The organism is Bacillus sp. REN3 (genome assembly GCF_017912555.1).
Classification (GTDB): Bacteria; Bacillota; Bacilli; order Bacillales; family Cytobacillaceae; genus Mesobacillus.
In genome coordinates, this window is the sequence record NZ_JAERSD010000001.1 from 185,903 (window position 1) to 202,067 (window position 16,165).

Consider the following 16,165-nt stretch of genomic DNA (forward strand, 5'->3'; position numbering starts at 1 on the left):
GACAGAGAGATTTTCAATGTTTTACAGAGAGGTGAGATGAATATGGGCAACCTTTCCTCAGGGAAAAAAGAAAGGTTCCAGCTCTTGCTGCAGCAGCTGCAGTTAACGGAGGATGCGATTGTCCCCTACTTTGCCAATGCCGAGATTGACAGAGTCGTCATCGAAAAGCAGGCAAGGAAGTGGCATTTTTATTTCCATTTTGAAAAGCTGATTCCATGCAAGCTGTACAGCCGGTTCACGACTGAGCTTCAGAGGGCTTTTTCTCATATCGCCAATATATCCTATACAGTCAAGGTAAAGGAGCAGTCATTCACCGAGCAGGATATCGTTGATTACTGGCAGGATTGTATCAAGGAAATCGACGGCATTTCGCCGCCACTCCTTAAGCTTCTCTCCGAACAGAACCCAAAGGTGCAGGGAGCTAAGCTTATCCTGGACGCGAGGAATGAAACAGAGGGCCTTGCGATTAAAAGAAAATACGGCAGCATCATTTCAGATATCTACCAGAGCTTTGGTTTCCCGATGCTCACGATTGATTATGAGATCAAGGAAGGCGCTGGTTCTGACGAATATGAGAGATTCGTCAAAGAGAAAGAGAAGGAAGACCAGGAACGCGGCCTGATGGCGATGATCGAAATGCAGAAGAAGGAAGCCGAAAAAGCAGCTCAGGGCGACCCGGGACAATATGACGGACCGCTTACGATCGGCTTGACAATCAAGGATGACGCCGATTTCCGCAGGCTTGAGGATATCGTTGATGAAGAGCGCAGGGTTGCGATTGAAGGATATGTCTTCTTTGCGGAAACCAAGGAACTTCGAAGCGGGCGCACTTTGCTGACATTCAAAATCACTGATTATACAAGTTCCATCATGGTCAAGATGTTCTCGCGCGACAAGGAGGACGCTGCCCTCTTTCAGCGGGTGTCTAAAGGAATGTGGCTGAAAGTGCGGGGAAGCATCCAGAACGATACGTTCGTACGTGATCTTGTCATGATTGGAAATGACATCAACGAAATCAAGCCAAAGGGTAGGATGGATACTGCTCCCGAAGGAGAGAAGCGCGTCGAGCTCCATCTCCATACACCGATGAGCCAGATGGATGCCGTCACTTCAGTGAAGGACCTTGTCGGCCAGGCAGCAAAATGGGGACACAAAGCAATCGCGATTACCGACCATGCTGTTGTCCAGTCCTTTCCTGATGCCTACGCAGCCGGGAAGAAAAATGATATCAAGATCCTGTATGGATTGGAGGTTAACCTCGTCGATGATGGGGTGCCAATTGCCTATAATGAGGTACATCGCCTGCTTGCTGAGGATACATATGTTGTCTTTGACGTTGAGACGACGGGACTGTCAGCGGTTTATGATACAATCATCGAGCTTGCCGCAGTCAAAATCCGCGAAGGGGAAATCATCGACCGCTTTGAATCATTCGCCAACCCTCATCACCGGCTGTCAGCAACGACAATCAATTTAACCGGGATCACAGACGACATGGTCCGCAACGCTCCCGAAGTCAGCGAAGTGCTGATGAAGTTCCATGACTGGATCGAAGACAGCGTTCTCGTTGCCCACAATGCCTCGTTCGATATGGGTTTCCTGAATGTCGGCTACCAAAAGGTCGGATTGGAAAAAGCAGCGAATCCCGTCATCGATACACTAGAGCTCGGCCGTTTCCTCTATCCAGACATGAAGAACCACCGCTTGAACACATTGACGAAAAAATTCGACATTGAATTGACCCAGCACCACCGGGCGATTTATGATGCCGAGGCAACTGGATACCTACTAGTCCGGATGCTGAAGGATGCGCTTGAAAAGGGCATCGAGTACCATGACCAGCTGAATGATAACATGGGCCAGGGCAAAGCTTATCAGAGGGCCCGGCCATACCACGCTACTTTGCTTGCACAGAATGATACCGGATTGAAGAATCTCTTCAAGCTTGTTTCCATCTCGCATATCGATTATTTTTACAGGGTCCCGAGGATTCCAAGGTCTGTGCTGAGCAAGCATCGCGAAGGAATCATCATTGGATCAGGCTGCGATAAAGGGGAAGTTTTTGAAGGAATGATGCAAAAGGGTCCCGAAGAGGTCGAAGAAATCGCTCGATTCTATGATTACCTCGAGGTCCATCCTAAGCAGGTCTATGCCCACTTGCTTGAACTGGAGCTTGTGCGGGATGAAAAAGCGCTGGAGGAAATCATCACGAACATTGTAAAGCTTGGCGACAAGCTTGGAATTCCAGTCGTCGCGACAGGCAATGTCCATTACTTGAATGAAAATGATAAGATTTACCGCAAAATCCTGATCAGCTCACAGGGCGGAGCGAACCCGCTCAACCGTCATGAACTCCCGGATGTCCATTTCCGGACGACGAATGAGATGCTGGATGCCTTCAAGTTCCTTGGGGCGGAGAGAGCAAAGGAAATCGTCGTGGAAAACACGAACAAGATAGCAGATATGGTCGATGTCATCAAGCCAATCAAAGATGACCTCTACACGCCAAAGATTGAAGGCGCAGACGAAGAAATGCGTAACATGAGCTATAGCATGGCAAGGAAAATTTACGGGGACGAGCTGCCGGAGATCGTCGAAGCAAGGCTGGAGAAAGAGTTGAAAAGCATCATCGGCCATGGCTTCGCGGTCATCTACTTAATTTCGCACAAACTCGTTAAAAAGTCATTGGATGACGGGTACCTCGTTGGTTCTCGTGGTTCGGTAGGGTCGTCGTTCGTAGCGACAATGACCGAAATCACCGAAGTCAACCCGCTGCCGCCGCATTATGTCTGCCCTAAGTGCAAAAAGTCGGAGTTCTTCAATGATGGCTCGGTTGGTTCCGGGTTCGATCTTCCTGATAAGGATTGCCCGGAATGCGGCATAAAATATAAGAAGGACGGGCACGACATTCCTTTTGAAACCTTCCTGGGTTTCAAGGGGGACAAGGTACCGGATATCGACCTGAACTTCTCGGGTGAATACCAGCCTCGCGCGCATAATTACACAAAGGTGCTTTTTGGCGAAGATTACGTATATCGAGCAGGAACAATCGGCACAGTTGCGGATAAAACAGCGTATGGTTATGTAAAAGGCTATCAGGGAGACAACAATCTATCTCTTCGCGGTGCTGAAATTGACCGTCTTGCGGCAGGCTGTACCGGAGTGAAAAGGACGACCGGCCAGCATCCGGGAGGCATAATCGTTGTACCGGACTATATGGATATTTATGATTTTTCACCGATTCAATTCCCGGCAGACAGTAATACATCAGAGTGGAGGACAACCCATTTTGACTTCCATTCCATCCATGATAATTTGCTTAAGCTAGACATCCTCGGGCACGATGATCCGACGGTCATAAGGATGCTCCAGGATTTGAGCGGCATTGATCCCAAGACGATCCCGACAGACGATCCCGAGGTCATGAAGATTTTCAGCGGCCCGGAACCACTTGGCGTGACAGAAGAACAGATCATGTGCAAGACGGGGACGCTTGGAATCCCTGAATTCGGGACGCGCTTTGTGCGCCAGATGCTCGAGGATACGAAGCCGACAACCTTTTCCGAGCTTGTCCAGATTTCCGGGCTTTCACATGGGACGGATGTATGGCTGGGAAATGCCCAGGAACTGATCCATAATAATATCTGTAACCTGAGCGAAGTAATCGGCTGCCGTGATGATATCATGGTTTACTTGATTTATCAGGGGCTTGAGCCCGCATTCGCTTTCAAAATCATGGAATCAGTCCGTAAAGGAAAAGGCCTGACTGATGAAATGGAAGAGGAAATGCGCAAAAACAATGTGCCAGAATGGTATATCGATTCTTGCAAAAAAATAAAATACATGTTCCCAAAGGCTCATGCCGCTGCCTACGTATTGATGGCTGTAAGGATTGCCTATTTTAAAGTGCACCATCCGCTTCTTTACTACGCAGCATATTTCACGGTTAGAGCCGATGATTTTGATGTTGAAGCAATGGTCCGCGGTTCTGAAAGCATCCGGGCGACGATAGAGGAAATCAACGCCAAGGGTCTAGAGGCATCAACGAAAGAAAAGAACCTTCTGACGGTAATGGAGCTTGCGCTTGAGATGTGCGAACGCGGATTCAGTTTTGCCCACGTTGATCTCTATAAATCCAGTGCATCCGAGTTCATCATTGAGGGCAACTCATTGATCCCTCCGTTCAACTCGATTCCCGGCCTAGGAACAAACGCAGCGATTAATATTGTAAAAGCGCGTGAACAGGGTGAATTCCTCTCCAAGGAAGATTTGCAGCAGCGAGGAAAGATTTCAAAGACAATTCTCGAATACCTGGACAACCATGGCTGTTTACAGGACATGCCGGACCAGAACCAACTGAGTTTGTTTTAACTGCTGTACCCGTTTTTTCGAACAGAAAATGCTATATGTCAGCCTGTTCCAATAAACGTTTTCGAACTATTTGTTTCTCTTTGAATGACTCAGAAAACAACAATCTTTTAGAAAACAGCTTTTCATTGGCACCTTTGGGCTAAAGCACTTTCTTCGTGCGTGGGTGAATTCACAGAAGCCCATTCCGTATCCAGCGGATTCAGCGGGAGAGTTGCGGCTGCACAGATGCTTTCACGCTCAGGAGGCGCAACTCACGCTCCGCGGAAAGTGAGCATCAGGGAGTGGGGATCAACCATACTTTAAAAGAAACTTGGTTTACGAAAACAGCCATGGAAAAAGAGGACGATACACTCCGTATTCAGCGTCGTAGAGGCCATCGCGATCTTCCTCGCTGGCTTGCATATAAGGCCGGGCAAGAAGATGGAGAGGCCAGCAGGAGCATGGATCGGCAGCACACCGGGATTGCCGGGCAGGTTTAATCTACAGGCTGTATTTGAGTTATTTGCAATAAACGCCTGGTTATGATATATTTTTATTGGAAATACTAAGGATATCTCTGGCAGATGAGAGTGGGGAAACCCACTCTTTCGTGTTGTTACGCACTTTTTTGTTAGAAAGATCCTCAAATGAAACGTATCTGATGAATGAGAAGTTGTGTCGAAGGAGGGATTTTATGAGCAAGGTAACTGAGACAGTGGAGGAACTGGTGACGCCCATCTTAACCGAGAATGGCCTGGAATTGGTTGATGTTGAATATGTGAAAGAAGGAAAAAGCTGGTTCCTTCGCGTATACATTGATAAAGAGAATGGTGTCGACATTGAAGAATGCGGTTTAGTGAGTGAGCGCCTAAGCGAAAAGCTGGATGCCATTGATCCGATCCCGCATAACTACTTTTTGGAAGTTTCATCACCTGGTGCGGAACGCCCGCTGAAGAAAGAAAAAGATTATGAAAAAGCAATCGGGAAAAATGTGTATATCAAAACCTATGAACCCATTGATGGGGAAAAGATATTTGAAGGTGTCATGACCGATTATGATGGTGGAACCGTCACCGTCGAAGTGAAAGTGAAGACACGCAGGAAAACAGTCAGGATCCCGTTTGATAAGATTGCCAGTGCAAGGCTCGCAGTCACTTTTTCTTAACTTGTCCGGAAACAATGTAATGTCAATATAAAAATAAAAAAGGGGGATTTCATTTCATGAGCAGCGAATTGTTGGATGCTCTTACAGTACTAGAAAAAGAAAAAGGCATTTCCAGGGATGTCTTGATTGAAGCAATAGAAGCGGCGTTGGTTTCCGCTTATCGGCGCAATTTCAACCAGGCGCAGAATGTCCGGATCGATCTTAATCTGGAGAATGGCTCTATGCGGGTTTTTGCCAGGAAGGAAGTTGTCGATGAAGTATTTGATCCTCGTTTGGAGATTTCACTTGAAGAAGCCCGCCGCATCAATCCGAACTATCAGGTTGAAGATGTTGTCGAGCTTGAAGTCACTCCAAAAGATTTTGGAAGGATTGCTGCCCAGACTGCCAAGCAGGTTGTAACACAGCGTGTGAGGGAAGCGGAAAGAGGAATCATCTATTCGGAGTTCATCGATCGTGAAGAAGATATCATGACAGGCATTGTCCAGCGACAGGATCCAAAATTCATCTACGTGAGCTTAGGAAAGATTGAAGCAATCCTGCCCGCGAATGAACAAATGCCTAATGAGCATTATAAGCCGCATGACCGTATCAAGGTATACATCACGAAAGTCGAAAAGACGACAAAAGGACCGCAAATTTTCGTTTCAAGGACACACCCAGGATTACTGAAACGTCTTTTTGAAATCGAAGTGCCCGAGATTTATGATGGAACCGTTGAAATCAAGTCTGTTGCCCGTGAAGCGGGTGACCGCTCGAAGATTTCGGTCCACTCTGATAATCCTGAGGTCGATCCTGTTGGTTCATGTGTCGGACCTAGGGGAACACGTGTCCAGGCAGTGGTCAATGAACTCAAGGGTGAGAAAATCGATATTGTAAAATGGTCAGAAGACCCTGTTGTCTTTGTTGCGAATGCTTTGAGCCCTTCAAAGGTCCTCGATGTCATCGTGAGCGAAGAGGAAAAAGCGACAACGGTCATCGTCCCGGATTATCAGCTTTCTTTGGCGATTGGGAAACGGGGTCAAAATGCAAGGCTTGCTGCTAAGCTAACAGGCTGGAAGATTGATATTAAAGCAGAAGCCGATGCAAGAGAACTAGGAATCTATCCTCGAGACAATGAACCATTGTTATCTGGGGAAGATAATGAAGTAGAGGATATCGATTAAGGTGAGGTGAATGATGGTGAACAGCCGTAAGAAAGTTCCAATGCGAAAATGTGTCGCTACCGGTGAAATGAGGCCGAAGAAAGAACTCGTTCGCATCGTTCGCTCAAAAGAAGGAGACGTATCCATCGATTTGACCGGAAAGAAATCCGGCCGTGGGGCATACCTTTCAAAAGATAAGGATGCCGTCCAATTGGCCAGAAAAAAGAATATATTGTCCAAACAGCTTGAAACAACCGTTGACGACGTAATCTATGATGAGCTGCTTGGGCTCGTCGAAAAGGAGAACAGACAATCCTGATGAAATCGAATCAATGGATGTCATTGCTTGGCTTAGCCAATCGAGCACGGAAGATCATTTCAGGGGAAGAACTTTCCGTGAAAGAAATCAGAAGCGGAAAAGCGAAACTCATTTTGCTTTCAGCGGACGCATCAGAAAATACTGCAAAGAAAATCACAGATAAATGCCATTCCTATCAAGTTCCATATAAAGTGGTGCCGGACCGTTACCAGCTGGGCCAGGCAATTGGGAAGGATGCCCGTGTTGTAGTAGCCCTGCTTGATGAGGGTTTTGCAAAAAAACTGTTGACGTTGCTCGATTAATTCTAGCGGGGGTGAAAGATATGAGTAAAACACGCGTTTATGAATATGCAAAGAAGCATAATTTATCGAGTAAAGACGTGATTATCAAATTAAAAGAACTGAATATCGAGGTTTCGAACCATATGACTGCTATGGAAGATGAGACCGTCAAGAAGCTTGATGCGATTTACAGTAAAAATCAACTGAAACAACAAAGCCAGTCCAAGCCAAAGAAGCAAGGACAGAAACAAGGCGGACAAGGCAAGGAACCGAGCCGAAAACATAGCCAGAATTCAGACCAGAAACAAGGCCAGAATCCGAGCCAAAAACAGGGCCAGGGCGCTGGCCAAAAGCAAGGCCAGAGCCGGGGCCAGGGAAATAACCGCAACCAGAGCCAGAATCAGCAACACAGCCAGAACCAGAATCAGAAACACAGCCAGAACCAGAATCAGCAAAGAAACAGCCAGGGCCAGCTGAAAACGGCTGCAAGCGCATTCTCTGATGACGAACGCCGCGCAACCACTCCAGAAAAGGTAAAAAGCGGTGGAGCCCAAAGAAAAGGCGACAACAATTCCAAACCTTTCAATAAAAATAATAAAAACAAGCAAAACAACAAGAACAAGAATCATCAGAACCAGAACAGAGGAAAACAAAACCACCAGAATCAGCAACAGCCAAAAAAGGTCAAGGAACTTCCATCCAAGATCACTTTCAGTGAATCCCTGACAGTAGCTGAGCTGGCTAAAAAACTAAACCGCGAACCATCCGAAATCATCAAGAAGCTGTTCATGCTTGGTGTCATGGCAACGATCAACCAGGACCTTGAGAAAGATGCAATAGAATTGATAGCATCCGATTATGGTGTTGAGGTGGAAGAGGAAATCAAGATCGATACTACTGACCTTGAGGTTTACTTCACGGAAGATGAGGAAAGCAATCTTGTCGAAAGACCTTCAGTCGTCACGATCATGGGCCATGTTGACCATGGTAAAACCACCACGCTTGATTCCATTCGGAATACGAAAGTAACAGCTGGCGAAGCAGGCGGAATCACACAGCACATTGGTGCTTATCAAGTTGAAGAGAACGGGAAGAAAATCACTTTCCTTGATACGCCAGGCCACGCCGCATTCACAACGATGCGGGCGCGCGGAGCGAAAATCACGGATATCACGATCCTGGTCGTGGCAGCGGATGATGGCGTCAAGCCGCAGACTATCGAGGCCATTAACCATGCGAAAGCCGCAAATGTACCAATCATCGTCGCCATTAACAAGATGGACAAACCAACGGCAAATCCTGAGCGAGTTATGCAGGAATTGACTGAATATGGACTTGTGCCTGAAGCATGGGGCGGAGACACCATTTATGTGCCGATATCTGCATTGAATGGGGAAGGAATCGACAACTTGCTTGAAATGATCCTCCTCATAAGTGAAGTTGAGGAATTCAAGGCTAATCCGAACAGGCCTGCAATAGGTACGGTAATTGAAGCCCAGCTTGATAAAGGGCGCGGTTCCGTTGCCACATTGCTTGTCCAGAATGGAACGCTGAGGATTGGCGATCCAATCGTCGTCGGCAATACGTTTGGCCGTGTCCGGGCAATGGTGAATGACATTGGGCGCCGTGTCAAGGAAGCTGGCCCTTCAGCTCCTGTTGAAGTCACAGGCCTTAATGATGTTCCCCAAGCCGGGGACCGTTTCGTTGTTTTTGAAGATGAGAAGACTGCCCGCCAGATCGGGGAAGTCCGTTCGCAGCAGGCAGTCCAGGCACAGCGCAGCGAAAAAACCCGCGTAAGCCTTGATACTTTGTTTGAACATATGAAACAAGGGGAAATGAAAGACCTGAATCTTATCATCAAAGCCGACGTCCAGGGTTCTGTCGAAGCACTTGCAGCTGCTTTGCAAAAATTGGATGTTGAAGGTGTCAATGTTAGGATCATTCACACTGGTGTTGGTGCGATCAATGAGTCTGATATAACCCTTGCAGCCGCATCCAACGGAATTGTCATTGGTTTCAACGTACGCCCGGATACCAATGCCAAGCGTGCTGCTGAATCTGAAAGTGTCGATATTCGTTTGCATCGCATTATATATAAGGTAATCGAAGAGATCGAATCTGCGATGAAAGGGATGCTTGATCCAGTTTACGCCGAGAAGGTCATTGGCCAGGCGGAAGTCCGCCAGACTTTCAAGGTCTCCAAAATCGGCACAATCGCTGGTTCATATGTCACGGACGGAAAAGTCACCCGTGACAGCGGTGTGCGCCTGATCCGTGACGGTGTCGTCATTTTCGAAGGAGAAGTTGATGCGTTGAAACGTTTCAAGGATGATGCAAAGGAAGTCTCACAAGGATATGAATGCGGTATTACCATTAAGAACTTCAATGACGTCAAGGAAGGCGATGTTATTGAAGCATATATCATGGAAGAAGTGGAACGTTAATGGTAGTGGGCTTAGCAGCCTGTGAATGCATGATTTATGATGCCCATTCTCTGAAAGAAAAGCGTGCTGTCCTGCAGCGGATTATGACCCGTCTTAAGCAGAAATACAATGTTTCTGTGTCGGAAGTGGACCACCAAGATGTGTGGCAGCGGACAACGATTGCGATTGCCGCTGTCTCATCTTCAAGGGTTTCAACGGAACGAGAGCTTCAGAACGCCTTGAAACTAATTGATTCTTTTCCGGAGATTGAACGGACCATCACCGAAATGGAATGGCTTTAATAGAGAGGTGATTGAATTATGGCGCATAGAGTAAACCGAGTAGGCGAACAAATGAAAAAAGAACTAGGCGACATCATCAGCCGAAAAATCAAGGACCCGCGCATTGGATTCGTGACAGTTACTGATGTACAAGTAACGGGTGACCTTCAGCAGGCCAAGGTATATATCTCTGTCCTTGGCGATGAGGAACAGAAAGAGAATACCCTGAAAGGACTTGCCAAAGCAAAAGGGTTCATCAGGACTGAAATCGGCCAGAGAATCCGTCTGAGGAAGACACCTGAGCTTATTTTTGAATTCGATGAAACGATGGCTTACGGTAATCGTATCAACACTTTGATTCACGAATTGCAAAAAAACGAAAATCCTGATGGGGATGAAGACTGATCCCAGGGCATTTAGGTTAAGGGAAAAATGGATAGACACTTTGTCTATCCATTTTTTAAAAAGATTTTTAAAAGAAGCGGAAGCCTGGAATGGCTGCAATGTTAACGGAAATAGCTTTTTGAAATTAAGCAACAAGCGGATCTGCAAAATATTTGACGAGGGATCGATACATTTTTCCGCAGCGGTGTACGGGAATCTGGAGACATCATTAGCGGAAAAAAAAGCCGATTCTTAATCTTTAAAAAGATGATTGGAAACGGCTTGCAGTAAGGGGGGAGAGCATGGAAGGGATTTTGCCGCTATATAAACCAGCGGGAATGACTTCACATGATTGTGTTTTCAGATTACGGAAACTGTTAAAAACAAAAAAAGTCGGTCATACAGGAACTCTAGATCCCGATGTCACTGGCGTCTTGCCGATCTGTGTCGGGAAGGCAACCAAAGTAGCTGAATACATAACAGATGCCGGTAAAGCATATGAGGGTGAAGTGACACTTGGCTTTACTACAACCACCGAGGATGCATCCGGAGAAAAAGTGGTGGAAAAGGCTGTCGACAGAGAAATCCGAAGAGAAGAAATTGAAGGAACACTGAGGTCTTTCCTTGGAGAGATTGAGCAGACGCCGCCGATGTATTCAGCTGTAAAGGTCAAGGGAAAAAGACTGTATGAATACGCAAGGCAGGGTATCGAAGTGGAACGTCCGACAAGGAAGGTCAACATTTACTCAATTGATCTGCTTGATGACCGGAAAATTTTCGCTGGTGACAGGATTCGTTTCAAGTTCAGGGTTTCCTGTAGCAAAGGTACATACATCAGGACCCTTGCCGTGATGATTGGGGAAAGATTAGGGTACCCCGCGCATATGTCCTCGCTGGTGAGAATCCAATCTGCCTCTTTCTCGCTAGAAGATTGCTATACTTTCGAGCAGCTCGAGGAAATGGCTTCAGAGAGAACGATCCATACAGCGTTGCGGCCGCTTGAAGCCGGAATTTCTTATTTGCCGAAATATAGCATAAATGATAAAGTAGCAGAGAAAGTGAAAAACGGGGCATTGCTGGAAATTCCTTCTCACTTGGCGGAAACAGCAGGCCCGATTGCGGTTGAGTCTGAAGATGGGACAGCTCTTGCCATTTACAGGAGGCATCCCGATAAACCAGGGATCATGAAGCCTGACAAGGTTTTGAGGAATGACCAATGAAGCAGCTGGTCCAGAAAAGGTGAGTAATAACGTGGAATTGATCAAACTAAATCATCCTCATGGGTACAGTGAGAAAGATTTTCCTAAGATGGCAATGGCACTCGGTTATTTTGACGGGGTTCATCTTGGCCATCAGCAAGTTATAAGTGAAGCGCAGAGAGTTGCAGCGGCCAAGGGTCTTAAGAGTGCGGTGATGACTTTTGATCCACACCCCTCTGTTGTCCTTGGGAAGAAAGTGCAACATATAGAGTACATAACTCCGCTTGATGAAAAAATCAAGGTAATTGAGGAAATGGGTATCGATTATTTATTTGTCGTCCATTTCTCGACGGCGTTCTCAAGCTTGCTGCCTCAGGAGTTCATCGATCAATACATCATCAGGCTGAATGTCAGGCATGTGGTCGCAGGGTTTGACTATACCTACGGCAAAATGGGCAAAGGGACAATGGAAACAATCCAATTCCATTCACGCCAGAAATTCAGTTATTCCGTCGTATCAAAGCTTGCAACGGCAAACGATGAGAAGATAAGTTCCACCTTGATTCGCAGCTTATTGCGAGACGGAAAGGTAGAGAAGATGCCTGGACTGCTTGGCCGGTACTATACGACGGGAGGGGTCGTGGTCCATGGGGAACAGCGTGGCAGGTCGATTGGATTTCCAACTGCGAACGTACAAGTTTTTGATCATTACATCCTGCCGCCGACCGGCGTTTACGCAGTGAAGTTAAGAATCGGCCAGAATATATATGACGGGGTCTGCAATGTAGGGTACAAACCCACCTTCCATTTGGAAAAAGCAGATAAACCTTCCGTCGAGGTCCACTTATTCAATTTTTCCGGTGAAATCTATGGCGAAAATGTCATGGTTGAATGGCATGTCAGGATCCGGGATGAACGGAAGTTCGGAGGGATTGAAGAACTTGTAGCGCAAATCACGAAAGATAAGCAGGAAGCTAAGCGTTACTTTGAAAAAAACCACAGTTAGACTTGCTTTTTGCTATGAAAAGATGTATTCTTATTAACGTATCAAAAAAGAACCTTTGCTTGGCAAGTCGAGTCACCGACGCTTGCTCGGTAACAGGGGATTCCATTTCAGGAGGTGAACACGGATGGCAATTTCAAAAGAACGTAAAAATGAACTGATCAATGAATTCAAGACTCACGAAAGTGATACTGGTTCTCCAGAAGTTCAAATCGCTGTCCTTACAGAAGAAATCAATACATTGAACGACCACTTGCGCGTTCATAAAAAGGACCACCACTCACGTCGCGGCCTTTTAAAAATGGTAGGTAAACGTCGTAACCTTTTGACTTACCTGCGAAACAAGGACGTTTCACGTTACCGCGAGTTAATCAACAAGCTAGGTTTACGTAGATAGTGCGTCAAAGCGGGATTTATCCCGCTTTTTTATTAGGCAAAATTTTGCTTGATACATAATCCAATTGATTTTATCGTTTGTTCTTGGCACATACTATTACATAAAAAGCCTTTTGGAAAAGGGCTGGTCTTCCATGAGACTGGCCCTCCTGCATTGGGCGTTTTCAGACAACAGGATTAAGGTATATTTGTTATTAGACATGCATTTGTGTTTTTTTAATATTCCAAGGCATCAGCCTGGATGGATTTCAAGTTAGAGAGGGGCTTAAAGAATGGAACAAGAAAAACAAAGTTTTTCCTTTGACTGGGCAGGCCGTAAGCTTACTGTCGAAATCGGCCAGCTTGCGAAGCAGGCGAGCGGCGCTGTCCTAGTCCGTTATGGCGATACAGCCGTCCTTAGCACTGCTACCGCTTCCAAAGAACCAAAAAATCTGGACTTTTTTCCGCTTACAGTCAACTATGAAGAAAGGCTATACGCTGTCGGAAAGATTCCCGGCGGCTTCATTAAGCGTGAAGGCCGTCCAAGCGAAAAGGCGATCCTTGCAAGCAGATTGATTGACCGTCCCATCAGACCGCTGTTCCCGGATGGGTTCCGAAACGATGTACAAGTCATCAGCATTGTCATGAGCGTGGACCAAGACTGCTCATCCGAAATGGCCGCGATGTTTGGCTCATCCCTTGCCCTTAGCGTTTCCGACATTCCTTTCGGAGGCCCGATAGCCGGTGTGATCGTTGGCAGAGTCGATGGGAAATTCGTCATCAATCCTTCCGTAGAAGAAATGGAAAAGAGTGATATGCACTTGACGGTTGCCGGTACAATGGATGCTATCAACATGGTTGAAGCGGGTGCTGATGAAGTTCCGGAAGAAATCATGCTTGCAGCCATCATGTTCGGTCATGAAGAAATCAAGCGTCTGATCGCATTCCAGCAGGAAGTAGCTGCCCAGGTCGGAAAAGAAAAGCGCGAAATTCCGCTTTTTGAGCTTGATAGGGAACTGGAAACAGAAGTACGCAATCTTTGCGAGCAGGACATGCTGTCCGCTATCCAGGTCCAGGAAAAGCACGCGCGTGAAGACGCCATCAAAGAAGTCAAGGATGCTGTTATTGCCCGCTATGAAGAACAGGAAGTGGATCCTGAAATCATCAAGCAGGTCAAGCAGGTTCTGGATAAAATCGTCAAAGGCGAAGTCCGCCGATTGATCACTGAAGATAAAATCCGTCCGGATGGACGTAAAGTAGATGAAATCCGCCCTCTATCCTCCGAGGTTGGACTGCTCTCAAGAACTCATGGGTCCGGATTGTTCACCCGCGGGCAAACACAGGCTTTAAGCATTTGTACGCTAGGAGCGATGGGCGATGTGCAGATCCTCGACGGCCTCGGCATCGAAGAGGAAAAACGGTTCATGCACCACTATAACTTCCCGTTATTTTCTGTTGGTGAAACTGGACCAATCCGTGGGCCAGGCCGGCGTGAAATCGGGCATGGAGCTCTGGGTGAAAGGGCGCTTGAGCCAGTCATTCCAAGTGAAAAAGATTTTCCGTATACAATCCGCTTAGTTTCTGAAGTGCTTGAGTCTAACGGTTCCACCTCGCAGGCGAGCATTTGCGCAAGCACGCTCGCAATGATGGATGCAGGGGTACCAATCAAAGCACCAGTTGCCGGAATCGCGATGGGTCTTGTCAAATCAGGAGAGCATTATACAATCCTTACGGATATCCAGGGAATGGAAGACCACCTTGGCGATATGGACTTCAAAGTGGCGGGAACGGCTAAAGGTGTTACAGCATTGCAAATGGACATCAAAATAGACGGATTGTCCCGTGAAATCCTGGAGGAAGCACTGCAGCAGGCGCAAAAGGGCCGCATGCAAATTCTTGAATCGATGCTTGCCACGATCAAAGAACCGCGTGGACAGCTTTCGAAATACGCTCCAAAGATCATCACAATGACCATCAATCCAGATAAAATCCGCGATGTCATCGGCCCTAGCGGAAAGCAGATCAATAAGATCATCGAGGAAACGGGCGTCAAGATCGACATCGAACAGGATGGAACAGTCTTCATTGCTTCTGTCGATGAAGAGATGAACCAGAAAGCCAAGAAAATCATCGAGGATATTGTCCGCGAAGTTGAAGTTGGACAAATGTACCTCGGTAAAGTTCGAAGAATCGAGAAATTCGGGGCTTTCGTCGAGATTTTCCCTGGCAAGGACGGCCTTGTACACATTTCCGAGCTTGCTGAAGAGCGCGTAGGCAAGGTCGAGGATATCCTTAAGCTTGGTGATGAAGTCCTTGTAAAGGTAACGGAAATCGATAAGCAGGGCAGAGTGAACCTTTCTAGGAAAGCTGTCTTGAAAGAACAGAGAGAGAAAGCAGAAAAAAAATAATAATGAAATGAGAGGCTGTCCCAAAAGGTCATTAATTTTTGATCTTTTGGCAGCCTTTTTTCTTTTTCATGGAAATTTCCATGGCTTTTCGCACCAAGAGGCGCATTTCCTTATCTTGTTGTATTTTATGTAAGCGACGATTTCTTCCTCATCCAGACAGGAATGTTCTCCTCACTCCCAAACCTTGAATCCCGATGGCCCGTTCCAGTTTCTTCCGGTTATACTTTTTCAATAATTCCATATGTGTCAGAAGGCAGCCAGGATCCCTTGCCCGCTGGTGAAGACTGAAGTTAAGCTGTTGGGGCAATAATGCGGAAGTAGATTTTTTGCCTATCACCATAGTCATTGCACACTTAGTTGATGGGGGCGAAAGGCACGCAGTCTCCTCAAAAATGCTAACGCATTCCCTTCGTGGGTGGGCAAACTCGAGGAAGCCCATTCAGTGTTCCGGGGGAGTGAGTGGCTGGCTTGGGAGACCCCGCAGAAGCAGAGCGACGAGGAGAAAGAAAATGCGACCCATTTGGAGCATCAGGTTGAGCTGAAATGGGACGCAAGAGAGGGATTCGACCCAAATGGGGGATCAAGGAGAGCTAAAATGGGACGCAAGAGAGAGATGCGACCCAAATGGGGCATCAAGTTGAACTGAAATGGGACGCAAGAAAGGGATTCGTCCCATTTGGGGCATCAGGTTGAGCTAAAATGGGATGCAAGAGAGGGATTCGACCCATTTGGAGGATCAAGGAGAGCTGAAATGGGACGCAAGAGAGAGATGCGACCCAAATGGGGCATCAGGTTGAGCTAAAATGGGACGCAAGAGAGAGATGCGACCCAAATG

13 protein-coding genes are annotated in these 16,165 nt (G+C 46.9%); all 13 read left to right on the top strand.

Annotation, left to right across the window (positions count from 1 at the left end; genetic code table 11):
- Positions 1-42: 42 nt before the first annotated feature.
- The 13 genes from JJQ88_RS00950 to pnp all read left to right on the top strand — a co-directional run bounded on the left by JJQ88_RS00950 (position 43) and on the right by pnp (position 15,330).
- Positions 43-4,371, top strand: coding sequence for a PolC-type DNA polymerase III (locus JJQ88_RS00950; protein WP_210363855.1), 4,329 nt, complete (start codon positions 43-45; stop codon positions 4,369-4,371).
- 281 nt (positions 4,372-4,652) lie between these two features.
- On the top strand, positions 4,653-4,850 hold the full coding sequence (locus JJQ88_RS00955) for a hypothetical protein (RefSeq protein WP_210363856.1): 198 nt from the start codon (positions 4,653-4,655) through the stop codon (positions 4,848-4,850).
- Between the two features lie 194 nt (positions 4,851-5,044).
- Positions 5,045-5,515 carry a ribosome maturation factor RimP gene (gene rimP, locus JJQ88_RS00960; RefSeq protein ID WP_210363857.1) on the top strand — a complete coding sequence of 157 codons (471 nt, stop codon included), beginning with the start codon at positions 5,045-5,047 and terminating at the stop codon, positions 5,513-5,515.
- A gap of 56 nt (positions 5,516-5,571) precedes the next feature.
- Positions 5,572-6,678: a transcription termination factor NusA gene (gene nusA, locus JJQ88_RS00965; RefSeq protein ID WP_210363858.1), complete on the top strand. Its 1,107-nt coding sequence runs from the start codon at positions 5,572-5,574 to the stop codon at positions 6,676-6,678.
- Positions 6,679-6,694: 16 nt separating this feature from the next.
- Complete coding sequence (gene rnpM / locus JJQ88_RS00970; protein ID WP_210363859.1) at positions 6,695-6,976, top strand: RNase P modulator RnpM; 282 nt, start codon at positions 6,695-6,697, stop codon at positions 6,974-6,976.
- Entirely contained in the window at positions 6,976-7,278 is a 303-nt protein-coding gene (locus JJQ88_RS00975) for a YlxQ family RNA-binding protein (RefSeq protein ID WP_210363860.1), read from the top strand. Before rnpM ends, JJQ88_RS00975 begins: the two co-directional genes overlap by 1 nt.
- A gap of 20 nt (positions 7,279-7,298) precedes the next feature.
- Complete coding sequence (gene infB / locus JJQ88_RS00980) at positions 7,299-9,701, top strand: translation initiation factor IF-2 (RefSeq protein ID WP_210363861.1); 2,403 nt, start codon at positions 7,299-7,301, stop codon at positions 9,699-9,701.
- Positions 9,701-9,982: a DUF503 domain-containing protein gene (locus tag JJQ88_RS00985; RefSeq protein ID WP_210363862.1), complete on the top strand. Its 282-nt coding sequence runs from the start codon at positions 9,701-9,703 to the stop codon at positions 9,980-9,982. The genes infB and JJQ88_RS00985 overlap by 1 nt, the downstream gene beginning before the upstream one ends.
- A gap of 18 nt (positions 9,983-10,000) precedes the next feature.
- Entirely contained in the window at positions 10,001-10,366 is a 366-nt protein-coding gene (rbfA, locus tag JJQ88_RS00990) for a 30S ribosome-binding factor RbfA (protein WP_210363863.1), read from the top strand.
- A 281-nt stretch (positions 10,367-10,647) separates the two neighbouring features.
- On the top strand, positions 10,648-11,565 hold the full coding sequence (gene truB, locus JJQ88_RS00995) for a tRNA pseudouridine(55) synthase TruB (RefSeq protein ID WP_210363864.1): 918 nt from the start codon (positions 10,648-10,650) through the stop codon (positions 11,563-11,565).
- Positions 11,555-12,550, top strand: coding sequence for a bifunctional riboflavin kinase/FAD synthetase (gene ribF, locus JJQ88_RS01000; protein ID WP_210363865.1), 996 nt, complete (start codon positions 11,555-11,557; stop codon positions 12,548-12,550). The genes truB and ribF overlap by 11 nt, the downstream gene beginning before the upstream one ends.
- A 124-nt stretch (positions 12,551-12,674) precedes the next feature.
- On the top strand, positions 12,675-12,944 hold the full coding sequence (gene rpsO / locus JJQ88_RS01005) for a 30S ribosomal protein S15 (RefSeq protein WP_210363866.1): 270 nt from the start codon (positions 12,675-12,677) through the stop codon (positions 12,942-12,944).
- Positions 12,945-13,215: 271 nt separating this feature from the next.
- On the top strand, positions 13,216-15,330 hold the full coding sequence (pnp, locus tag JJQ88_RS01010; RefSeq protein ID WP_210363867.1) for a polyribonucleotide nucleotidyltransferase: 2,115 nt from the start codon (positions 13,216-13,218) through the stop codon (positions 15,328-15,330).
- Positions 15,331-16,165: the final 835 nt, after the last annotated feature.